We start from the raw sequence: 21,251 nt of genomic DNA on the forward strand, positions 1-21,251 counted from the left end.
AGCGCCACAGGAGTTTAATCTGAAATCGATTTGTAGGATATTTGATCTACATCGCGACGATAACGCTTCCGATATAACAACTTTAAACACAGCTTTAATCTGGAGGCGATCTGCACAAAATCAATGGTGTTGCATAATGCAGCGCTGGATTTGATGATGTCTAGTGGCAGACTATGGGTCAAATAATAACCTATTTTTTAGAAAAGTGTCATCAGGCCCTCAAATTGTGTTGGCTCTCGCATAAAATGCTTGTTCGTCAGGCAAACTTCCTGAAACTTCATGCCTTACCCACTGCGTAACCCTATGCGTCACACTCAGCCTCAGTCTCATGCGTAACATCCACCAATTGATTCCCGCATCTGGCAACTTTTGGCAACAGGCCGCCGCCGCTTTTTTGCAGGAATTGCGTTCGCCGGATTGGGGCGTGGCCTCCGCGCTCGATTTGTCGGCGCTGCGGGTAGTGGTTCCCACGTTCGAGCATGCCCAGCTATTTCTGAAAGCGCTGAGCCAGGAATTGCACGGCAACTTTATCCCGCCGCGTATCAATACCATGTTCGCCTGGGTACAGATGTTGCCGCCGCAAGACAGGGTCAAAATCAGCGCGTCGAGCGAGCGCCTGATGGGCTTGTATGCGGAGTTGCGGCAACATGCCTGGCTCAAAAAATTATTTACCGCCCGGCGCAATACCGATCTGCTGCCTTTAGCGCAAACCTTGCTTAATCTTTCCGATGAGTTGACGCAAGCCTTGCTGCCTGCGGTGCAATCGGATAAAGAGGGCACCATGCAGCGTTGGCATGCGGCGTTGGCGCAACTGTCTCAGCCCAGCCAGAAAATCTTGTCCGAAGAAGCGCAATTGGTCTGGACTATCTGGCAGAGCCAGCTCGATGAACGCGATGCGATCGTGCATGGACACCAGCAATGGATGCGCATCGCGCAGCAGGCGCAAGAGCCGCTGGTCTGGATTAGTCCGACCGCACCGGATGCGATGGAGCGGGCCTTTCTGGATGCGTATGCAAAGAAGAAAAAACTGATGACGATTTTGCTGGATTGGCGCCCGGTCAGTGTGCCGCCTATCTGCGCTGCGGCCTGGCCGAATTTATTCGATGAAACTGGTCCTGGTCAGCAGCAGTTTTTATTGGAGTCGGCGGCGATGTCGCATATCCGCTTATGCGAAGCGGCTTCGCTGGAAGATGAGGCGCAACAGGGCGCGCAGACCATCGTGGACTGGCTGGTCGCAGGACATCAAAGCATTGCCGTCATCGCACAGGACAGGGCGGTCGCCCGTCGCATCCGTGCCTTGCTGGAACGCGCAAATGTGCTGGTCGCCGATGAAACGGGCTGGAAGCTATCTACTACCCGTGCGGCGGCAGCGATTGCGGCGTGGTTCGAAGTCGTGGCCAGCAAAGCGGATACGATGGCGTTAATCGATTTATTGAAGTCACCGTATTTGCCGATGCCTGCTGCTCTCGATGCCGCGCTGGATAAGTCCGATCTGGTCATGCAAATTGAGCTGGGCCTGCGGCGCGCCAATGTGTTGGGCGGTTGGGACTCGATATTATCTTTGCTGGAATCCAAACCGGATGCACGTCAATGGATTGCGATCCTGGCTCGTCAGGCGAACCAGTTCAGTGGACGAAAAAATTTGTCCGAGTGGAGCAAGAGTACGCTGCAAATGCTGTTTGAACTCGGCGTCCACGTCTATCTGCAGGCAGATAGCGCAGGTTCGCAAATCGTCAGCTTATTACAGGCCTTGATCGAAGATTGTCAGCATATGACAGCGCCATTTTCTTTTTCCGAGTGGCGCGCTTTCATCAATCTGCAATTGGAGAATGCACCTTATATCAGCAGCAGGAACGATAAACGGGTATTCATGCTGCCGTTGAACGGTGCGCGGTTGCGTCGCTTTGACGCGGTCTTGCTGGTCGGGGCGGATGCCGCGCATTTACCTTCGCAGGCACAGGAGGTGTTATTTTTTACCAATGCGGTGCGACGCGAATGCGGCCTGATCACCCGCGAACAAAGACAGCAGCAACAGTTGCGCGATTTCACCGAACTGTTGTTGTCGAATCCTGAAATCGTCTTGTCCTGGCAAGGCCAACTGCAAGGTGAGCATAATCCCGTCAGTCCCTGGCTGGCGCAACTGGATCTGGCGCTTGAGCGCACAGGCCAGGCCAGACTGGGCGCGCATCATCCCGTGCTGCCGCTACAGACTTTGAATGCACTTAGCGTGCCGCAGCCAAAACCCGCAGCGGCGATGTTGGCACCGGCTACCTTGTCGGCGAGCGGCTACAGCAGCCTGATCGCGTGCCCTTATCAATTTTTTGCGCGACGCATGCTGAAGTTGGACGCGATTGATGAATTATCCGATATGCCGGAAAAGCGAGATTACGGCGACTGGCTGCATGCGATTTTAAAAACCTACCATGATCGTCTTGCGACCGAGGAAGTGAGTGACAGGGTGCAATTGCTCAGCGATATTTCGACGGAGCGTTTTAACCAGATCTTGCAGCACAGTCCGGCTGCGCTTGGTTATAGCGTGCGCTGGGCGAAGGTAATTCCATCGTATGTAGCATGGGCAGACCAGCGCGAAGCCGATGGATGGCGCTTTGAGCTGGGTGAAGAATGGCGTGAGCATACATTGGACTGGAATGCCGGTGGTCAGCAACAAAGCGTGACCCTGCGTGGGCGCATCGACCGGATAGACATCAATGCCGAAGGCGAGCGCGCTGTACTCGATTACAAAACCAAACCATTGTCTTCTTTAAGCAAACGCCTGAAGGACGGTGAGGATCAACAATTACCATTCTACGGTTTGTTAGCGAACCAGCAGATCGTTGCCGCCAGCTACGTCGGACTGGAACTCGAGCGCGGCAAAATCGGTGAGGCTGCCAGCCAGGATTTCAAGCAGTGGACCGATTTACTGGAAGTCGCGATTAAAGACCATATGCACGCCATCAGACAAGATGCCGCTTTACCTGCGCAAGGCACAGAATCGGTATGCCAGTATTGCGAAATGCGCGGACTCTGCCGCAAGGGAGCGTGGTGATGACTTTGCAGAGCGCACATGCGTATGAAATTAACGGTTTGCCAGCCGATGCGCTGAGTTTTACGGCCGCTGCATGCCAGCCGCAATCTTCCGTGGTCGTTGAAGCCTGTGCCGGTAGCGGCAAGACCTGGCTGCTGGTCGCGCGCATGCTGCGTTTGCTGCTTGCCGGTGCTGAACCGGGTGAACTGCTCGCGATCACATTCACCCGTAAAGCGGCGCAGGAAATGCGTGAGCGTCTGGTCGATTTATTGCGCCAACTGGCGCTGGCAGATGAAGCGCAGGCAACCGGTTTGCTGCTGGAGCGCGGCGTTGCGCAGGCTGATGTGATGCGGAATTTGCCGATCGCCCGTCGCTTGTATGAAAAGGTTCTATCCAGCCCGCAATCGCTGGCGATGGATACTTTTCACAGCTGGTTTGGACGCTTGATACAATTGGCGCCGCTGGCATCCGGTGTGCCGCATGGCTTTAGTTTATTAGAGGCAACCGCCGATTTGCAAAGAGAAGCCTATGCACAATTAATGCAATCGCTGAAAGACGCCGGGCATCAGGACACGCGCGCAGCACTGCTGTTGCTGTATGAGGAATTAGGCGACTTTAATACCAAGAAGATGCTCGATGCTTTCCTCGATAAGCGGGCTGAATGGTGGGCATCGAATCAGGACGGGTTGGATGGCAATCCGCTCGAATGGTTACGCGAATTATGCGGTGCCGATGCAGAGCATGATCCTCGCTTAGCATTGTGGGATGACCAGGAGTTTTGTCAGCGCATCAGTGCAATCGCCGTCTGTCTGGGACAAGGTACGGCAACCAATCAAAAACGGGCAAATGCCATAGAAACGGCGCTATCAGGCGCTGCCAGCCTTGAGAATTTTGATGCGCTGTGCAATGAATTTTTTGACAGGGACGGTAAAAATCGCTCGAATCTGAAAACCAAGAATTTGTTATCAGCGATTGAAAAATGGTTGGGGCCGGACAGTGTTGCGAGTTTCGATGATGAATGTACCGTCATCGCCGATACCTTGAAATTATTGAAGCGACGCAGCGTCGAAAAAACGGTACTGACGATCAATGAGGCGCTGTTCAAAGTCGGTGCCGTCTATCTGGAGCACTATCAATCCTTAAAGTCAGATCAGCGCGTGTTTGATTTTGCCGATTTGGAATGGCAGGCATTCCGCCTGATCCGCAATGAAGACTATGCAGCCTATCTGCATAGCCGGCTGGATGCGCGCTACAAGCATATTTTGCTGGATGAATTTCAGGATACCAATCCCCTGCAATGGAACATCGTACAGGCCTGGTTAGATGCTTATGGCGACGATGCGGATCGTCCCACGGTATTTATCGTGGGCGATCCCAAGCAATCGATTTATCGTTTCCGTCGTGCCGAACCGCGCGTGTTCGCTGCTGCACGCCAATTCTTGGCGCAGCAAGGCGCGTCTCTGTTACGGACCAATCAAACCCGCCGGAATGCGCCGGAGATCGTCTCCGTATTGAATGAAAGTATGCGCGAAAATCGGATCTACGCACCGCAAACCAGCGCCTCGGCTGCGCATGGTGAGGTGTGGCGACTGCCTTTGATCAAGGTATTATCTGATGAGGACGATAGTCTGGCGATATTCGGTCAGCAGACGCATCTCCTGCGTAATCCGTTCACCACGCCATTGATCGAGGATGAAGACAGTCGACGGTTGGAAGAAGGGCGGCAGATTGCGCAAGCCTTGTTGCTAGCGCGTCGACAGATTGCTGGTTTGCGCTGGTCCGAGGTGATGTTGCTGGTACGGCGCCGCACGCATTTGTCGTCGTATGAAAATGCCTTGCGGGAAGCCGGAATCCCGTTTGTGTCCAGTCGCCGCGGCGGCTTGCTGGATGCTTTGGAGGTTGCCGATTTGCTGGCCTTGCTGGAGTTCTTAATGACGCCGGGCGACAATCGTGCGCTGGCGCATATTCTTAAATCGCCGATTTTTTCAGCCAGCGATGACGACTTGATTGTGCTGGCTCAACGCTCGGAAGCATCATGGTGGAAGCGCTTGCAGGCATTATGCGGGGAAGCTAAGCAGGCGATATTTGTCCGCGCTTATCCCTTGCTGCAAACCTGGATGCAGGCAGCGCATGATCTGTCGGTGCATGATCTGTTGGATAAAATCTTGCATGAAGGCGAATTGCTGGCACGCTATGCGCAATATGCGAATCCGGCCGAGCGATATCAGATCCTCGGAAATATCCATGCGTTTATCGAACTCGCTTTGAATATGGATGCGGGACGTTATCCCAGTTTGCCGAAATTTATTGCGGCGCTGGCAGTGTTTCAAAAGGGCGGCGAAGATGATGCGCCCGACGAATCTTCGGTAGATGGCGCGGCAGATGCCGTGCGTATCCTGACCATCCATAGCGCCAAGGGACTTGAAGCGTCCGTGGTAGTCATGGTCGATGCTAATCATAGCGAACCAGTGAAAGACCAAACCGGCATCTTGTGTCAATGGCCTTTGCAACCAGGAGAGGCGCGGCATTTTTCTGCGTTCGGACGCAAGGATCAGCGCGGCGCTGCCCGGGATGCCTTGTTTGCCCAAGAAGAGCAGCAGGCGGAACAGGAAAACTGGAATTTGCTCTACGTCGCTGCGACCCGGGCAAAAAACTTGCTGATCGTCAGCGGTATCGCCAGCGATAAGAGATCCAGGAGTGCGGCTAAAAGTACCAGGCAAAGTACAGAGTCAGAGATCAATTCTGGCGAAATCAAGGAAGGTATTCCCGGCATCATCAAAGACAGTTGGTACGAGCGCCTGAGTCAGGTGACGCAGCTAGCACTGCAACAATGCGAGACGCTGCTGGTGCAAACGCAGGGCGAATTTAGTTTGCCGCTGTTTAATCCGCCGGATCTGGCATTGCCTGATGGCGAGGTAATGCCTGCTGCGACCGACGCTCAGCTTGAGGGAATTGCCTTGCACGCCTTAATGGAGCGACTGACGAATCAGGTGCAGGCCTGGCCTATTCGCGTACCCGAGCCAGAATCGATTGCGGCATGGCTGCCTTGTCCGGGCAGTGTTGCAACGACGATACGGCAGCAGGCACAGTCGATTTTGGCCCGGCCCGGACTGGAGAAATATTTCAAACCAGGGTGCTATTTGTACGCTCGTAATGAGATGGATGTTTTGTTTCAACAACAGGTTTTGCGCCTGGATCGGGTCGTGGTTTTTGCAGATGAGGTCTGGATACTCGACTATAAGCGTGCCTTGCTGAGCAGTGAGCGTCGCGACTACAGGACGCAGTTGCAGACCTATGCGGATGCCTTGCAAGGGCTGATGGGCAGTAAAAGAATCAAGGCTGCTTTAATTTTAAGCGATGGCGAATTGATAGAAATGCTGTAGGGTCTGATTTCCATTTATAATTTAACGACTAGAGTGTGGTCTAACCAAAGTGATGAGATGAATCCTGAATTTGAATTACTTGCTGAAAAAGTCGCACGGCTGGCAGAGCTGACGGATTTTTTGCGTCGCGAAAATGCGGAGCTGCGGCGTGATATCGTCGCTCTGACGGAAGAGAACGGTGAAATGCATCAACGCATGGATGAGGCGCATCTTCGAGTGACCGCCTTGCTGGCGCATTTGCCGGCGGAAGACGATTCAGACAAGGAAGCCGCATGAAGGAAAATACTGTGATACAACTCGATGTCAATATCATGGGGCAGGCTTACAAATTGAGCTGCAAAGAAGGTGAAGACAAAGCCTTGCTGACTGCGGTTGCCTATCTCAACGATAAAATGTGTGCGATCCGCGATGCAGGCAAGATCAAGGGCAACGACAGAATCGCCGTGATGGCAGCACTGGGCGTAACGGCTGAGCTGTTATCGACCAAGTCGCCGGAAGGTCCTTTGTCGGGTTTGTCGATTGCGGAAGTGAAGCAAAAAATTAATAACATGCACGAAGTTCTGGATAAGGCTTTAACCCCTCAAGAAAATCTATTTTGAACCGTGCTTGTATTGCTTTAATCAATCAAAATAATCTAAAAAAAGCTGTACGAAGCCGCGGATAGGAGTAAACTTCAATTCCCTACCGTGTTCGCCAATGCCATATATTCCTTGAACCATTTATGTGCATAGGCTGTAGAAATTGTTCGATGGGCGTGAGCGTCGCTAGTCCGATGAACCCGAAATTGAACTGACTGTAGCCAACTTGAACCGCCAGGTTCAGGATGCCGGCATAGCGGCATTGGTGGGGACTTATTCTTAAGCATCAGCAGCGAAAGTTGCTGATGCTTTTTTCATTCATGGCGTTGATTTCGATGGTTCTGCAACGTATGCTAGCGCGTGTTGATACATTAATTTATCGGTGAGAATTGCTTATGGCTTATTGGCTCATGAAGTCGGAACCTGATGAGATCAGCATTGATGACGCGCTCAAGGCAAAGACTATCCCGTGGTTCGGCGTGCGTAATTATCAGGCGCGTAATTTCATGCGTGATGCGATGAAGATAGGGGATGGCGTTTTGTTTTATCACTCAAGTTGCGCTGAGCCCGGTATTGCGGGTATCGCCGAGGTGGTCAGCACGCCTTACCCGGATCACACCCAGTTTGACCTGGATAGCAAATATTACGATCCCAAGGCAACGCCCGAGACGCCGCGCTGGATGATGGTGGATATCCGTGCGAAACGAAAAACACGTTTACTCAGTCTGGCTGAATTGCGAAAAAACGAGGCTTTAGCTGATATGGTCGTATTGCAAAAAGGCAGCCGATTATCGATCACCCCTGTCACCAAAGCCGAATGGACAATCATCCAGGATTTACTCGCCTGATCTGATTGCACCCTCAGCAAAATCAATGCTCGATTTATTTGCCCAATATGCCGGGTTTTTTATACGCGATCCACAACAGCACGAGTCCACCGATGATCATCGGCGCAGATAACATTTGACCGGCAGAAATCGTCACGCCAAATGCACTACGCTCGTAGTCGGGTGTTCTGAAATATTCAGTAAAGAAGCGGGTGCAGCCATACAGCAGAACGAACATAGACCCGACTGCCAGGCGCGGCCTTGGCTTGCTGGCAAACCACCATAGAACGATAAACAGCAAGACCCCATCAACCAATGCCTGATAAATCGGCGAAGGATGGACCGGATGCTCCAGTCCTGGCCACATCATGGCCCAAGGCAGGTCGGCAGAGGCGATTCGTCCGGGCAATTCATGATTGATAAAGTTACCGATACGGCCTGCGGCATAACCCAGCGGAACCAGCGGCGCAATAAAGTCATACACGTCCGCCAGGTGGCGGCCGCTGCGGCGCGACCACAAAAACATCGCAATCAGGACGCCAATAAAACCGCCGTGGAAAGACATGCCGCCGTGCCAAACCATGAATACTTCCAGCGGGTTACTGAATAATTCATCGGGGCGATAAAAAATGAACTCCCCGATTCTGCCGCCGAGAATTACGCCCAATACGCCGTAAAACAACATGTCGTCGATGTCCTCTTTCTTCCATCCGATGGCGGCGACATGAGGCAAGCGTATGCGCAGGCGGCCCAGCAAGACAAACTGGACAAACGCGACCAGGTACATCAGTCCATACCAATGCACGGACAAAGGGCCTAATGTGAAGGCTACCGGATCGGGGTTCGGGTGTATCAACATGGTTTATCTTTCGTTCGTAACAAGTCCAAAAACGCGCGTAATACCGGCGACGCATTATCTTTGCGCCAGGCCACACCAATTTCAACCGCGACGCTTGTTTCGGGTAAATTCAGGTAGGCGACACCGGGACGTTTTAAATTCGAGACAGATTGTGGCACAAGCGCGATCCCCATGCCAGCCGAGACCAGTCCGATGATGGTTTGCATTTGTATGGCCTCCTGGCCGATTTCCGGGGTAAGGCTTGCTTCACGAAAGCAACCAAGAATCAAATCATGCAAAGCCGGGGCAATTTTGCGCGGAAAAATGATCAATGGATGTTGCTTGTAGTCTTGCAGTGAAGCCGGTTTTTTATGTCGGTTCAAGGAGTCTGGTATCGCCAGGATTAATGGCTCTGATAATACTTTTTGATAATCCAGGAGGTGCGCCAGGTGATCCGGTATCGGTGGGATCATCAAACCCGCATCAATTTCGCCACGCTCCAATGCCGCAAACTGAACATCGCTGGTCGCTTCCCGCAGTTCAATCGCAACTGCGGGATGATGATGGCGAAATTCACGCAGATAAGGCGGTAACACGCTGTAGTCAGCGATCGAGACAAAGGCCAGTGACAAGTGGCCGCTAGTGCCATTCGCGGCGCGTTGCACCAGTTGTGGCAAATTCTGGGTCTGCAACACGATACGTCTCGCTTCCGGCAATAAAGCAAGCCCGGCAGCCGTCAGCGCGATACTGCGCGTGCTGCGGGTGAATAGCGCTGCGCCCAAGGTCGCCTCCAGTGCCTGTATGGCTTGCGAAAGCGGCGGCTGCGTCATGTGCAGCTTGGCAGCGGCCCGGCCAAAATGCATTTCATCGGCGACTGCCAGGAAGTAGCGTAATTGTCGTAATTCGAGATTCATATTCACCGCATCTGAATGATGGATGAATCATATATTTTGCTATAGGTATAGAGCAAGACAAATTCCCTCTTATGTGCGGGAATGCCTGGAGAGTAGCTCGATAATTGCTGCTACGCCGATGCGTAGAGGGTCAACGTTTATTGTTTTTCTTATTTTGAAAAGCACGCTTGACGCGCTCATTCTTGATTTTCTCAAAATGCGCATGGTCTTTGCGCTTGTCCAGACCCAGCATGCGTTCAAAAAATTCAAACCATAGAAAGGCGGCAAAGGCGAGCCCGACTATCCACCACCAGGAGAAATTTGCGAGGAAGCCGACTTCCAGAAATTTAAGCAGGGACAACAGCGCGATAACAATAATGATGGGCATAATAATTCCTTTCGATAAATAGTAGAAGTAATTCGCGCCATGGTCAACCGCATGTTGACTGAGATCGTTTGCTTCTTAAGAAACAAAACGCAGTAAAATGAGATGTGTTGTATTTAACCTGGAGAAAAAACAATGAAATATTCTTTGTTGATGAGTGCGGTTTTGGCCATTGCTGCATCTGGTTCTGCAATGGCAAGTGCGGATTTGGCGAAAGCAAAAAACTGTATGGCATGTCACGCTGTTGCGACTAAGGTTGTCGGTCCTGCGTATAAAGATGTGGCGAAAAAATATGCCGGCGATAAGACAGCAGAAGACAAGTTAGTCAAAAAGGTCATGGCCGGCGGTAGTGGCACATGGGGCGCGATCCCAATGCCAGCCAATCCCCAAGTCACAGAAGCGGAAGCCCGTACTCTGGTTAAATGGGTCCTGGCCTCCAAGTAAGCATGGCGTGTTCAGCTTAGCCTGATGCGCTGGATCTTTGCAAATACCACAGAAGCCCGAGAAGTCGGGCTTTTTTATGTCCGCCGACATCCAGAGGTGAGTGACAAAATTGATTGCAGACACAAATAAAAAAGCGCCACAAGTCAAAGACTGTCGCGCTTTTTGAAGAAGGCTGGCGAACCAGCCTGTCTGTGATTACTTCACAACCTGAACGATCTCACGTTTGCCGCCTTTGTAGGTGTACAAAGTCAGAGTACCGTCTTTGATATCGCCTTTAGCATCAAATTCGATGTCGCCAGTGATACCTTTGTGTTTGATCTTCGCCAGGAATGGCAAGTACTTGGCTGGTTCAGCAGATTTCGCTTGTACCATTGCATCAGCCATCGTCATGACTGCATCGTATACATACGGTGCATAGATCTGAACTTCTAAGCCGAATTTTTTCTTGTAAGCAGCTTTCCAGTCATCACTGATTTTTTTCTGTGCTTCCAACACACCGCCTGCTTCCGCGCAAACTACCTGGCCTTCGCCAATGCCGTCACCAGCCAGTTTGACCAAGTCGGTCGTGCAGATACCGTCGCCGCCCATGAACTTAGCAGTGATGCCCAGTGCTTTCATCTGACGCAGCATAGGACCAGCAACTGCATCCATACCGCCGAAGAAAATCACGTCTGGATTTTTTGCTTTGATGGTGGTCAGGATCGCGCTGAAATCCGTGGATTTGTCTGTTGTATGCTCAGTTACGACAACTTCAGCACCTTTGGCTTTTGCGCCCTTCATGAATTCAGCCGCAACACCTTCGCCATACGCTGTTTTGTCATCGATCACAGCGACTTTTTTCGCTTTGTTGATTTGCACAGCATAGCGACCCAGAGTGCCGCCCAATTGGCCGTCATTCGCTACTACGCGGAATGCGCCTTTGTAGCCTTGTTGCGTGTATTTTGGATTTGTTGCAGATGGGGAAATTTGAGGAATGCCAGCGTCGTTGTAGATTTTGGAAGCCGGGATCGTAGTACCAGAGTTCAAGTGACCGATGATGCCGTTTACTTTCGCATCGACCAGTTTCTGTGCTACGGTTGTACCTTGCTTTGGATCTGCGCCGTCATCTTCAGCCAGTAGTTCGAATTTTGCCTTTTTACCGCCGATCATCACGCCTTTGGCGTTCAGTTCTTCGATCGCCATCTTGGCGCCGTTTTCATTGTCTTTGCCTAAGTGAGCAATCGCGCCGGAAATAGGACCAACGTGACCGATTTTTACTACCAGATCTTCGGCTGCCGCAGCACCAGCAAATGCGAAAGCAATCGCGCCAGCCAGTGGAATCATTTTAGTTTTGAACGACATGAACATACTCCTAAGGTTTAAAAAAGTAGGACAACATTACTGCATCGCTGACTTATTCAGATAACTGAATAGCCAGAAGGTACAACAGAAAATTTAATTCGCAAAGCTATTTTGTTTGTTTTTTTGGTAAATACGACGATTTTTATATGCCCCAATATCGAGCACTTGACAAGGTGGATCGCAAGCTTTTGAACTTGCTGCAAAAGGATAACCAGATACCCACCAGGGTACTCGCCGACAAGCTGCATATTTCGCAGCCGACTTGTTTGCGGCGCATCAAAGAATTGCGCGAAGCGGGCGTGATTAGTGCAGAAGTCGCGATGGTCGATCCGTTCGCACTGGGATATGGCATGCTGGCTTTTCTGGAGGTGTCGCTGATTAACCAGTCCGACGAGCACATGCACACATTTGAAGCAGGCATGAATAAGGAAGCCGAGGTGATGCAATGCTATTTTGTGTCCGGCGAATACGATTATTTTCTGGTGGTGCATGTGATCGACATGGATGCCTATTACCAATTTGTGCGGCGCGTCATTTCCGGTTCCGGCAATGTCCGTCATTTCCATTCTCGTTTCCCTATGAAGCGCGCTAAATTTGCAACGCGCATTGTGTTCGATGAAAAGGCGGGCGAATTGCCGGTGCGAATTGCTAAATAAATTGATTCTTCAATGCATTCACCGGAACAGTGGCGCAGGTATGTTGGTGGCTCTTGTGTACTTAACGCAGGCGCTATGCAGTCGGATGACAATTATCCGGAATTCACTTGATTGTCTGATGTATCCGGATATTTTGGTGGGTTGGGATTGATCGGCATGGGTGACGTAAGATGAAAAATGAATCCGCTGATCTGATGCGGGTTTGCAGCCGAAAAGCCGCTGCAAGCCGCATCCATATTACGTGATCGCTGCATCAATTCAGGCCGGCAGTAATATGCCGCCAGGATTGCGCCTGGTCATGCCAGTGAAAGCGAATTCGACCTCGGGCATGCGGCCCGAGACAATGTCCGCAATCGCGCGGCCGGAACCGGCGCCCATGGTCCAGCCCAGGGTGCCGTGGCCTGTATTCAGGTACAGATTACTGAATTTAGTTTTACCGATATAGGGCACGTTGGAAGGGGTCAAAGGACGCAGGCCGGTCCAGTAGACCGGGTTCTCATAATCGCAGGCGTCGGGAAACAGCTCACGGGTGCGACGCGTGATGGCTTCGCAGCGGGCCGTGTTTAAATCGCGTCCATAGCCATTGATTTCGCAAGTGCCCGCCACACGTAAGCGGTCGCCAAGTCGCGACACCACCAATTTGTAGCCATCGTCGGTGAGCGATATCGTCGGCGCTTCGTCCGGATTAGTAATCTGATAGGTCGCAGAATAGCCTTTGCCCGGATAGATCATCAGGTGGATGCCCAGCGGTTTAAGCAGCGGTTGTGAGAAACTGCCCATCGCCATGACAAAAGCATCGGCACGCAAAACTTGATGGCGGCCTGAGGCATCGATGATTTCTACCCCGACTATTTTGGCGCTGGCGCCGCTACCCTCGGTCAGCAAACGGGTGACACTGGTGTTGTATTGAAAATCGACACCGGCTTCGGCAGCTTTGCTGGCTAAGCCGCTGGTGAATTTGTAGACGTCGCCGGATTCATCGGTTTCGGTATAGTCGCCGCCGACGATTTTGTCGCGGATGCGCGCCAGTGCCGGCTCGATGCGGACCACTTCATCGGCGCTGATAGAATCGCGCGGGCAACCGAGATCCCGCATTAATTTGGCGGCCGGTAAGGAATCGTCGAATTCTTTCTGTTCGGTATAAAAATGCAGGATACCCTTGGTCAGGCAATCGTAGGCGATCCCGGTCTCTTTACGTACCGCTTGTAAAGTCTGACGGCTGTATTCGGAGATCGCCACGATCTGGCGGATATTGTCAGCGGTGCGGGCGGGCGTGCATTCACGCAAGAAGCTCAGCCCCCACATCCATTGCAGCCAGTCGGCACGAGGGCGAAATAAGAGCGGCGCATCTTCTTTGCCCAACCATTTCAAGACCTTCAGCGGCGCAGAAGGATTGGCCCAGGGTTCGGCATGGGAGACGGAGATCTGGCATCCGTTGGCAAAACTTGTTTCTTGCGCGGCACCGGGCTGGCGCTCGATGACGGTAACGTCATGGCCTTCTTTTTTTAAAAACCACGCGGAAGTGGTGCCGATAATGCCTGCGCCTAAAACGATAACCTTCATGGGGGATAATCTCCTATTGTGCGATAGCGAGATTGTAGAAAGTTATTGATTTTTAATGTGTTCAATAACTGGCGCTATATTTTTATTTTTGAAAGAAATTATTTGTGCGACGTTTATAAAACAAAAAATTTAGAAGGAAAATGATTACTTTGAAATTTTTGCTTTGGCAATTTCTTGCGTGACAGCGCGGGTAATGACTTCTTCTATGGTTTTATGCAAACCGCCGCGGATCTCTAGCGCCAATCCTTCGACTGCGGTTTGCAATACATCGGCCAGGCTATCTCTTACCCGGTGTTCCAGGACAAAATCGACCCGCGCCAATACCTGGCGCAACACATTTTCCCGCAAGGTCTGTTCGAGTTTTTGCCACTCGTCCTCACTGATGCCAGCTTGTTGCGACTGATCGGACGTTGGTTCCCCAATGTCGGCATGATCGACATGGAGCAAGTCAAATTCATGCCCGGGTTGAATGATTTCGGTCAGGACGGGGATGCTGGTATCGATTTGATTGCTCATGGGGAAAGTAACTTATGTCGTTTTGGCCGTGGTGTGAGACAAGGTATGTCCCTGCTGCTGATAAAAGCGATAGCGTTCGCGACCTGCGAGCCTGGCGCTGTCATCCATCGAGATGATCTCTATCATGCGCTCAAACTGATCAAAATGACTGGGTGAAATGTCGGTCAGGTTAATTAAGATTTGATGATGCGGTAATGCTGCCGTATCGTCATAAGTGAGAATGATCGGCGTCTGCTCCGCCAGCGGATTGCCCGCCATCACATGGGGTAAAAAATCCGCTTCCGAAAACGTCCACAGCGCATTATTCAATGCTTCAAGCTGCGCTTTATTGCTGTCAAACACCACAACCTTACACTGCGCCGCCCTGGCCTTGCGGATCAGGCGGCAGGTGTAATTGAGTTTATCCGGAACATTGCTATGAAAGTCGATTCGGGTCATTGGGTGTCATGTCCAGGCAAGCGCGGTAAGCGGTATGGCATTGTTCAAATTGTTCAGCGGATTGAATGGTCTTAAAAACGGAAACCGGACTCGGCGCTGGCTGGCGGCGGCTGTGCTTTACGCTTTTTCTTTACCAGGGCATTATCATCCGAACCATCGTTGTTCGCAGCGGGGGCCGGTGCCGGCGCGGCGGATTCTGCGGCCGAGTAACGATAGTCCTTGGGTAGCTGGTCGGTTTCAGGATAACCGGCATTGGTCAATGCGGTACGCCATTCGCCAGTGTCCAGGCCGCGGAATTTCGCATTGCTGATCACGAGTAGCGGCAGTTGGGTATCGCCGCTGACTTGTTTCAGCTTGTCCGCATCTTCTTTGGTCTTCACGGTTTTTTCTGCAAAAGGAATGCCGCTCCCTTTAAGAAAGGCACGCCCTTCATTGCAAGGCGCGCAATTCGTTGTCGTGTATAACGTCACCGGATTTTTAGCTGCTGCGGCGGCTAATTCGGGCGGCAGATTACTCACCGGAGTGTCGCTGCCATAAGATTTGGACTGGACCTGTTTGACCGATGAGGGCGGCGGCACGTCGCTATAAGTGACTTTGCCATCGGCGCCTACCCATTTATACATCTGGGCATGCACACTTGCTGCCATCAGCAGGCTGGCGAGCAAAAAAACGGCTTTCAATGTGCTACCTGCGGTACTTGCGGTGTGATGATTCATATGAGTCTCCAATATTCAAGCTGCCATGCCATGGTGGCGCAATAAAGCATCCACGGTAGGTTCGCGGCCACGGAAGGCTTTGAAGGATTCCAGCGCGGGGCGTGAGCCGCCGACTTCTAAGACTTCCGACTGGAATTTTTGACCTACGCTACGCGATAGTGTACTGCCTTCTGCCTTGCTTGCCTCTTCAAAAGCAGCATAAGCATCGGCTGACAACACTTCAGCCCATTTATAGCTGAAATAACCTGCCGCATAGCCGCCGGCAAAAATATGGCCGAACGAATGCTGAACGCGGTTGAAGTCCGGCGGTGTAAATACCGCAACTTGCTGCCGCACGGTATCCAGAATGCCTTGCACGTCGCGTTTGCTGCCGGTGCCGACTTCGTCATGCAGGCGCAGGTCGAACAGGGAGAATTCGACCTGGCGCAGAGTTTGCATCCCGGACTGGAAATTCCTGGCGGCGATCATTTTGTCGTATAGCTCGCGCGGTAAGGGCGCACCAGTGTCGGCATGCGCCGTCATGCCTTGCAGGACATCCCATTCCCAGCAAAAATTCTCCATAAATTGGGACGGCAATTCGACCGCATCCCATTCCACGCCGGAGATGCCGGACACCGCTAACTCATCAACCTGGGTCAGCAAGTGATGCAAGCCATGTCCAGACTCATGGAATAAGGTGATCACATCATCATGGGTGAACAGGGCGGGCCTGGTGACGCCATCCACCGTCACAGGCTCATTGAAGTTGCAGGTCAGATAGGCAACGGGCGTCTGTATGCCGTGCGCAGTGCGCCGGCGTCCGCGTGCATCATCCATCCAGGCGCCGCCACGTTTGCCATTGCGTGCGTACAGATCGAGATAAAACTGGCCGACCAGTTTGCCGTCTTTTTCTATGCGATAAAACTTGACGTCCTGATGCCAGACCGGTGCCGTGTCCGGTTTGATTTCAACCGCGAACAGGGTCTGGATCACATTAAACAAACCGGCAATCACTTGCGGCTCGGCAAAATACGGTTTCAATTCCTGTTCGGAAAAGGCGTAACGCTGTTCGCGTAATTTTTCGGAGGCATACGTGGTATCCCAGGCTTGCAGATCGGCGATACCCAGCTGTTCTCTGGCAAATACCCGCAGCTCAGCCAGATCTTTTTCGGCAAATGGACGGGCGCGCCTGGCCAGATCGAGCAGGAAACGACTGACTTCTGCCAGCGTCTCGGCCATCTTGGTCACCAGCGATACTTCCGCGAAATTATGGTAGCCAAGCAAGCTCGCTTCTTCCTGACGCAACTCCAGCAATTCCGCAATGATGGCGGTGTTATCCCATTCAGGTTTGCTGCCTAATTCGGAGGCCTTGGTGGCATTCGCGTGATAGATCGTTTCCCGCAATTGGCGATTGTCCGCATATTGCAAGACCGGGAAATACGAGGGAAAGTGCAAAGTAAATTTATACCCTGTCTTGCCGTCTTTTTCTGCGGCGGATTTAGCTGCTTGCAAGACGTCTTCCGGCAAACCTTGTAATTCGTCGATGTTATCAATGAACAGGCCGTAATCATTGGTCGCATCGAGTACGTTTTCCGAGAACCTGGTGGACAAGGCGGCTTGTCTTTCCTGGATTTCGGCATAGCGGATTTTTTTGTCGTCCGGCAGTTCTGCGCCGCCTAAGCGGAAATCACGGATCGCATGGTTGACGATGGTTTTTCTGGCCGGCGAGAATTGCGCGAATGCCGCGCTGGCTTGCAGCGCTTTGTATTTGTCGAACAAGGCGAGGTTCTGTCCAAGGGATGTCCAGAACTCGGTCAGCAATGGCTGATTCTCATTGTAGGCGGCGCGTAATTCAGGGGTATCAACGACTGCATTTAAATGAGCGACGATGCCCCAGGCGCGACCGAGTTTTTCGGTGGCATTTTCCAGCGGCTCGACAAAATTTTCCCAGCTGACTTGTGCGGCAGACGCCTCCAGGGCGGCGACCACCGCACGGCTCTGCTCCAGCAGGCTGGCGATGGCGGGACCGACGTGTTCGGGTTTGATTGCGGCAAATTGCGGTAAATCGCTGAAGTCGAGCAGGGGATTTTGTTGAGTCATCTGTTGGCCTTAATGTATTTAAATGCGTTCTGCAGCTTCTATCGTGTTGACCAGCAGCATCGTGATCGTCATCGGGCCTACGCCGCCCGGTACCGGCGTGATATAGCCAGCCACTTCTTTAACGTTCGCATAATCGACGTCGCCGCACAATTTGCCTTCGTCATCGCGGTTCATGCCGACGTCGAGTACCACGGCGCCGGGTTTGACCATGTCGGCCGTCACGATATTGCGTTTGCCGGTGGCAACGACCAGGATGTCGGCATTGCGGGTGTGCGCGCCGAGATCGCGGGTCTTGGAATTGCAGATGGTGACGGTAGCGCCCGCTTGCAAGAGCAACATCGCCTGCGGCTTACCGACAATATTCGATGCACCGACCACCACGGCATTCGCGCCGCGCACCGGATAGTTGATGGATTCCAGCATTTTCATCACGCCGTAGGGCGTGCAAGGGCGGAACAGCGGCTGTCCGGTCATCAGCAAACCGGCGTTGCTGATATGGAAGCCATCGACGTCCTTGTCGGCGGCGATGGCTTCGATCACTTTATTCGCATCGATATGCGCCGGCAGCGGCAATTGCACCAGGATGCCGTTGATCTTGCTGTCCCGGTTGAGGCGGTCGATATGCGCGAGCAGGGCGATTTCGCTCAAATCGGCGTCGTATTTTTCCAATACCGAATAAAACCCGCAATCTTCGCAAGCTTTGACCTTGTTGCGCACATACACCTGTGAGGCCGGATTTTCTCCGACCAGAATCACTGCCAGACCGGGTTGCTTGCCTTGGGCGGTCAAGGCGGCGGCACGTTGTGTGACTTCGGTACGAATTTGTTGTGAAAGTTGGGTTCCGCTGATGATGTGGGCTGTCATGGTGGGCTTTGCAAAAGAAGATCAAGGCGAGATTATAAATTATGCGGTGGGTAGCGCGGAACATTACACCGTGGCGACGCAGATGCGGGACGACGATCGAGGCTGATATAGCTATGGGAGTCGGGCAAAACAACCGCAGGGGACGCAGAATAAGAAAGAGTTTCCTTTGCGTCATTTAATATACTACACCTGAGTATATTTTTATATGCGCTTATAAATGGCGCGGATCAGGATGTTTTTTATGTGGAAATAAGGGGATTATGTGAATTTGAAGTATGGGAAGCGTTGCCAACATCGATCGGACAGGCATCAGCCTTTTAGCGGCTTAAAGACCAGCCACAAGAGCGCCAGCAATCCTATTGCGGCTACCGACAGCAGGAGTTTGAATGATTTGGCACGGGTTTTAGCATCGTCCGGTTTAGCGGCAGTGCGCATTGATTTGGCGTCGCGGCTCGTCGCTGCATCCATTGCGGTTTGACTGAGATCGGCCGTCAGCAAGGCAATGACAGGAGCGGGATCGAGTTTGAGCAATTTGGCATAAGCGCGCACGAAACCTTTGATGACGGCAGGTTCTGGCAAGCCAGCGTAGTCGTCTGCTTCCAGCGAGCGGATCTGGCGCGGCGCCAGTCTAAGCTGAGAGGCGACTTGCTCGACCGACCAGCCTAGGGCATTTCTGGCGGCCAGCAGTTTTGCTCCGGGAGACTTGGCCAGTCTCTCTGCGTCTGCGACCGATAACTCAGGCGCGATTGGCTGCCCCAAGCGGGATTCGATCAGTTCCTGATATTGAAAGCTCCCCGTTGCTTCAAACAGAACCGGTTCGCCTGAGACTGGATCACTCATTAAACTCCTCACAAAAAGATGGCATATTGTTAATGAATATGCCGACTATAGCATCATACCTGGGTTTTTAGCCTGGTTCTGACCCGGCGGACTGTTTGAAGTTCAGTGCAACCGGTTCTTCGGGCCATATTAAAAATATAGTGATAAAACACTAAATTGCCAGCACCAAATTACCAACCATGACATAGGCTATTGCTCAATACATTATGATGTAATCGCGCAGGCAGGTTCGGCAATGCTTGTCGAACCTGCCTAACGGTCGCAGAAACTGTCGTAAAACTAGCGTTGAATCGTCAGACTTTGCATCGGGCCTGTCGCTGATTTGCTGAGAATCAGGTAAGCTGCGGTACTCTAAAGCAATGTTTCATATGAGTGGTATTTTGGGATTGATTTCAAGATGCGGGAATCGTCCTGAGTGCCACGATAAGTGGCCTGCAGTCCTGCTTTGATCGAAAAAATAGACAGATAAATTAGACAGATAAATAAGCGGCAATGGCGATCAGGTCACGCGCCGTCATCCCGGATGGCGACGGACCTGTTTCGGTTTGCTGGCCTCCTCATCTCGTTTTTGGATAATTAATTATGATTAAAATTGCCGTCGTTTCATACAATGATGAAAATCCTCTGCAGCCGCTGTCCGCTATTTTTGGTGCGGATCAGGCGACGATAGGACGCAGCGACGACAATTTCTTCGTGTTACCGGATCCCAAACACTTTGTGTCCCGCTCGCAGGCGAAAGTCTGGAGTGACGGGACGCGTCATCAACTCATTAATCTCAGCCTGGCCAATCCCATCCAGCTTAATGGCAAAGAAATTGAGGCCGAGCGTGCCTACGATATTCATGCCGGCGATCAGATTCAAATCGGCTTGTACCTGCTCAGCGTCTGTGTCGTAGAGGACGTCGATGGAATCAGCGTCCATGCCGCCGAGGTGCAGGCACAGGCGGCGGCAACCGAGGCGGACAAGCTCAGCACAATCTCCGGCCAGAAAATAGCCGCACGCCCGGCCGTCAGCGCGCCATTGCCGAAACAGGCAGCGGCGAGCGCCGGCGCCAGATCGACAAGCCAGCCGCCCCAGTTTTTGCTGCGCCCCGAGGCAGGTGACGGCCAGTCCCTTACTTCATCTGCCCCAGCGGTAGCCGCCTCATCCATGCCGCCGGCGGCGCAGGCAAGAGTTGCTGCGGCCCCGTTCCATGCCGGGAGCACTGAGCCAGCGGCGATGACAAGATCCGGCGACGCCGCCAGGTCGGCAGCCGATGCCGACGAATTACTGCAGGCATTTTTGAAAGGCGCAGGGCTTCCTGATTTGAACCTGTCTTCCGGCCTGACGGTCGAGCTGATGGAAACCCTGGGCAAGCTGATGGCAACTTCGGTAAAGGGGACCATGGGACTGATTTCCCAGCGCGCCCTGGTCAAGCGCGAAGTGAACGCAGAACTCACCATGGTGGTTTTGCGAAAAAATAACCCTTTGAAATTTTTCCCGGATAGCGACACCGTATTGACGCAGATGTTGCGCAAGAAAATGCCGGGTTTTATGGCGCCGGAAGAGGCGATGGAAGATGCCTTCCTTGATTTGCAGGCGCACCAGCTCGGCGTCGTAGCGGGAATGAAGGCTGCCATGGATGCCTTGACCCATAAATTGCAGCCCAGCCGGTTTGAGCAGCGCGTCGGGGCGCCCGGTTTTTTTGACTCGATCAATCCGGCACGTCGCAAGGCATTAATGTGGGATCATTTTTCTGAAGTGTTCAACACGATTTCACTGGAATCAAAAGATGAATTTCAATCCCTGTTCGGCAAAGAATTTCTGGCGGCGTATGAAAAGGAAGTTGAGCGTGTCAGGCACGATGTACAGGCTTCCTGATTAAG

19 protein-coding genes and 1 other RNA gene are annotated in these 21,251 nt (G+C 52.4%); 9 read left to right on the top strand and 11 right to left on the bottom strand.

The window, feature by feature from the left end; all coding sequences use genetic code 11:
- Nucleotides 1-328: 328 nt before the first annotated feature.
- The 6 genes from LPB67_RS03155 (at nt 329) to LPB67_RS03180 (ending at nt 7,834) form a co-directional block, all read left to right on the top strand.
- A complete protein-coding gene (locus LPB67_RS03155) occupies nt 329-3,046 on the top strand; it encodes a PD-(D/E)XK nuclease family protein (RefSeq protein ID WP_262835609.1) in 2,718 nt (905 codons plus the stop codon).
- Nucleotides 3,046-6,408 carry a UvrD-helicase domain-containing protein gene (locus LPB67_RS03160; protein WP_262835610.1) on the top strand — a complete coding sequence of 1,121 codons (3,363 nt, stop codon included), beginning with the start codon at nt 3,046-3,048 and terminating at the stop codon, nt 6,406-6,408. Before LPB67_RS03155 ends, LPB67_RS03160 begins: the two co-directional genes overlap by 1 nt.
- Before the next feature lie 57 nt (nt 6,409-6,465).
- Nucleotides 6,466-6,684, top strand: coding sequence for a DUF904 domain-containing protein (locus LPB67_RS03165; RefSeq protein ID WP_262835611.1), 219 nt, complete (start codon nt 6,466-6,468; stop codon nt 6,682-6,684).
- A gap of 11 nt (nt 6,685-6,695) precedes the next feature.
- Complete coding sequence (locus tag LPB67_RS03170; protein ID WP_262836150.1) at nt 6,696-7,007, top strand: cell division protein ZapA; 312 nt, start codon at nt 6,696-6,698, stop codon at nt 7,005-7,007.
- A 76-nt stretch (nt 7,008-7,083) separates the two neighbouring features.
- Nucleotides 7,084-7,262: non-coding RNA, 6S RNA (ssrS, locus tag LPB67_RS03175), on the top strand.
- Nucleotides 7,263-7,381: 119 nt separating this feature from the next.
- On the top strand, nt 7,382-7,834 hold the full coding sequence (locus LPB67_RS03180; protein WP_262835612.1) for an EVE domain-containing protein: 453 nt from the start codon (nt 7,382-7,384) through the stop codon (nt 7,832-7,834).
- Between the two features lie 34 nt (nt 7,835-7,868).
- On the opposite strand, the gene lgt is transcribed toward LPB67_RS03180, so the two are convergent.
- The 3 genes from lgt to LPB67_RS03195 form a co-directional block, all read right to left on the bottom strand.
- Nucleotides 7,869-8,672: a prolipoprotein diacylglyceryl transferase gene (lgt, locus tag LPB67_RS03185; RefSeq protein ID WP_262835613.1), complete on the bottom strand. Its 804-nt coding sequence runs from the start codon at nt 8,670-8,672 to the stop codon at nt 7,869-7,871.
- The gene (locus LPB67_RS03190; protein ID WP_262835614.1) at nt 8,666-9,565 is read right to left on the bottom strand and encodes a LysR family transcriptional regulator; all 900 of its coding nucleotides are present in this window, start codon (nt 9,563-9,565) and stop codon (nt 8,666-8,668) included. Before LPB67_RS03190 ends, lgt begins: the two co-directional genes overlap by 7 nt.
- A 130-nt stretch (nt 9,566-9,695) precedes the next feature.
- Nucleotides 9,696-9,932 (bottom strand): TIGR04438 family Trp-rich protein, encoded by a 237-nt coding sequence (locus tag LPB67_RS03195; protein ID WP_262835615.1) that lies wholly within the window; start codon nt 9,930-9,932, stop codon nt 9,696-9,698.
- 132 nt (nt 9,933-10,064) lie between these two features.
- Between LPB67_RS03195 and LPB67_RS03200 the strand changes: the two genes are divergently transcribed.
- Entirely contained in the window at nt 10,065-10,373 is a 309-nt protein-coding gene (locus LPB67_RS03200; protein ID WP_262835616.1) for a c-type cytochrome, read from the top strand.
- Nucleotides 10,374-10,568: 195 nt separating this feature from the next.
- Here LPB67_RS03200 and LPB67_RS03205 read toward each other — a convergent pair whose 3' ends face one another.
- Nucleotides 10,569-11,714 carry a branched-chain amino acid ABC transporter substrate-binding protein gene (locus tag LPB67_RS03205; protein WP_262835617.1) on the bottom strand — a complete coding sequence of 382 codons (1,146 nt, stop codon included), beginning with the start codon at nt 11,712-11,714 and terminating at the stop codon, nt 10,569-10,571.
- A gap of 146 nt (nt 11,715-11,860) precedes the next feature.
- On the opposite strand from LPB67_RS03205, the gene LPB67_RS03210 reads away from it, so the two are divergent.
- Nucleotides 11,861-12,370 carry an Lrp/AsnC family transcriptional regulator gene (locus tag LPB67_RS03210; protein ID WP_262835618.1) on the top strand — a complete coding sequence of 170 codons (510 nt, stop codon included), beginning with the start codon at nt 11,861-11,863 and terminating at the stop codon, nt 12,368-12,370.
- Between the two features lie 258 nt (nt 12,371-12,628).
- Here the strand turns inward: LPB67_RS03210 and LPB67_RS03215 are convergent, their stop codons facing one another.
- The 7 genes from LPB67_RS03215 to LPB67_RS03245 form a co-directional block, all read right to left on the bottom strand.
- Nucleotides 12,629-13,933: a D-amino acid dehydrogenase gene (locus LPB67_RS03215; RefSeq protein WP_262835619.1), complete on the bottom strand. Its 1,305-nt coding sequence runs from the start codon at nt 13,931-13,933 to the stop codon at nt 12,629-12,631.
- 144 nt (nt 13,934-14,077) lie between these two features.
- Nucleotides 14,078-14,449 carry a hypothetical protein gene (locus LPB67_RS03220; protein WP_262835620.1) on the bottom strand — a complete coding sequence of 124 codons (372 nt, stop codon included), beginning with the start codon at nt 14,447-14,449 and terminating at the stop codon, nt 14,078-14,080.
- Between the two features lie 12 nt (nt 14,450-14,461).
- The gene (locus tag LPB67_RS03225; RefSeq protein WP_262835621.1) at nt 14,462-14,887 is read right to left on the bottom strand and encodes a DNA polymerase III subunit chi; all 426 of its coding nucleotides are present in this window, start codon (nt 14,885-14,887) and stop codon (nt 14,462-14,464) included.
- Nucleotides 14,888-14,958: 71 nt separating this feature from the next.
- On the bottom strand, nt 14,959-15,603 hold the full coding sequence (locus tag LPB67_RS03230) for a glutaredoxin family protein (RefSeq protein WP_262835622.1): 645 nt from the start codon (nt 15,601-15,603) through the stop codon (nt 14,959-14,961).
- Between the two features lie 15 nt (nt 15,604-15,618).
- The gene (locus LPB67_RS03235; protein WP_262835623.1) at nt 15,619-17,682 is read right to left on the bottom strand and encodes a M3 family metallopeptidase; all 2,064 of its coding nucleotides are present in this window, start codon (nt 17,680-17,682) and stop codon (nt 15,619-15,621) included.
- A gap of 18 nt (nt 17,683-17,700) precedes the next feature.
- Complete coding sequence (gene folD, locus LPB67_RS03240; RefSeq protein ID WP_262835624.1) at nt 17,701-18,546, bottom strand: bifunctional methylenetetrahydrofolate dehydrogenase/methenyltetrahydrofolate cyclohydrolase FolD; 846 nt, start codon at nt 18,544-18,546, stop codon at nt 17,701-17,703.
- A gap of 309 nt (nt 18,547-18,855) precedes the next feature.
- Nucleotides 18,856-19,386, bottom strand: coding sequence for a helix-turn-helix domain-containing protein (locus tag LPB67_RS03245; protein ID WP_262835625.1), 531 nt, complete (start codon nt 19,384-19,386; stop codon nt 18,856-18,858).
- A gap of 582 nt (nt 19,387-19,968) precedes the next feature.
- On the opposite strand from LPB67_RS03245, the gene tagH reads away from it, so the two are divergent.
- Complete coding sequence (gene tagH, locus LPB67_RS03250; protein WP_262835626.1) at nt 19,969-21,246, top strand: type VI secretion system-associated FHA domain protein TagH; 1,278 nt, start codon at nt 19,969-19,971, stop codon at nt 21,244-21,246.
- The last annotated feature ends 5 nt before the right edge of the window (nt 21,247-21,251 follow it).

This window comes from Undibacterium sp. Jales W-56 (assembly GCF_025548535.1).
GTDB lineage: Bacteria > Pseudomonadota > Gammaproteobacteria > Burkholderiales > Burkholderiaceae_D > Undibacterium.

Excerpts from the sequence above, each read along its gene's own strand:
- LPB67_RS03155 (WP_262835609.1), top strand. The coding sequence starts at position 329 with ATGCGTAACATCCACCAATTGATTCCCGCATCTGGCAACTTTTGGCAA.
- LPB67_RS03160 (WP_262835610.1), top strand. The coding sequence starts at position 3,046 with ATGACTTTGCAGAGCGCACATGCGTATGAAATTAACGGTTTGCCAGCC.
- LPB67_RS03165 (WP_262835611.1), top strand. The coding sequence starts at position 6,466 with ATGAATCCTGAATTTGAATTACTTGCTGAAAAAGTCGCACGGCTGGCA.
- LPB67_RS03180 (WP_262835612.1), top strand. The coding sequence starts at position 7,382 with ATGGCTTATTGGCTCATGAAGTCGGAACCTGATGAGATCAGCATTGAT.
- lgt (WP_262835613.1), bottom strand. The coding sequence starts at position 8,672 with ATGTTGATACACCCGAACCCCGATCCGGTAGCCTTCACATTAGGCCCT.
- LPB67_RS03190 (WP_262835614.1), bottom strand. The coding sequence starts at position 9,565 with ATGAATCTCGAATTACGACAATTACGCTACTTCCTGGCAGTCGCCGAT.
- LPB67_RS03195 (WP_262835615.1), bottom strand. The coding sequence starts at position 9,932 with ATGCCCATCATTATTGTTATCGCGCTGTTGTCCCTGCTTAAATTTCTG.
- LPB67_RS03200 (WP_262835616.1), top strand. The coding sequence starts at position 10,065 with ATGAAATATTCTTTGTTGATGAGTGCGGTTTTGGCCATTGCTGCATCT.
- LPB67_RS03205 (WP_262835617.1), bottom strand. The coding sequence starts at position 11,714 with ATGTCGTTCAAAACTAAAATGATTCCACTGGCTGGCGCGATTGCTTTC.
- LPB67_RS03210 (WP_262835618.1), top strand. The coding sequence starts at position 11,861 with ATGCCCCAATATCGAGCACTTGACAAGGTGGATCGCAAGCTTTTGAAC.
- LPB67_RS03215 (WP_262835619.1), bottom strand. The coding sequence starts at position 13,933 with ATGAAGGTTATCGTTTTAGGCGCAGGCATTATCGGCACCACTTCCGCG.
- LPB67_RS03220 (WP_262835620.1), bottom strand. The coding sequence starts at position 14,449 with ATGAGCAATCAAATCGATACCAGCATCCCCGTCCTGACCGAAATCATT.
- LPB67_RS03225 (WP_262835621.1), bottom strand. The coding sequence starts at position 14,887 with ATGACCCGAATCGACTTTCATAGCAATGTTCCGGATAAACTCAATTAC.
- LPB67_RS03230 (WP_262835622.1), bottom strand. The coding sequence starts at position 15,603 with ATGAATCATCACACCGCAAGTACCGCAGGTAGCACATTGAAAGCCGTT.
- LPB67_RS03235 (WP_262835623.1), bottom strand. The coding sequence starts at position 17,682 with ATGACTCAACAAAATCCCCTGCTCGACTTCAGCGATTTACCGCAATTT.
- folD (WP_262835624.1), bottom strand. The coding sequence starts at position 18,546 with ATGACAGCCCACATCATCAGCGGAACCCAACTTTCACAACAAATTCGT.
- LPB67_RS03245 (WP_262835625.1), bottom strand. The coding sequence starts at position 19,386 with ATGAGTGATCCAGTCTCAGGCGAACCGGTTCTGTTTGAAGCAACGGGG.
- tagH (WP_262835626.1), top strand. The coding sequence starts at position 19,969 with ATGATTAAAATTGCCGTCGTTTCATACAATGATGAAAATCCTCTGCAG.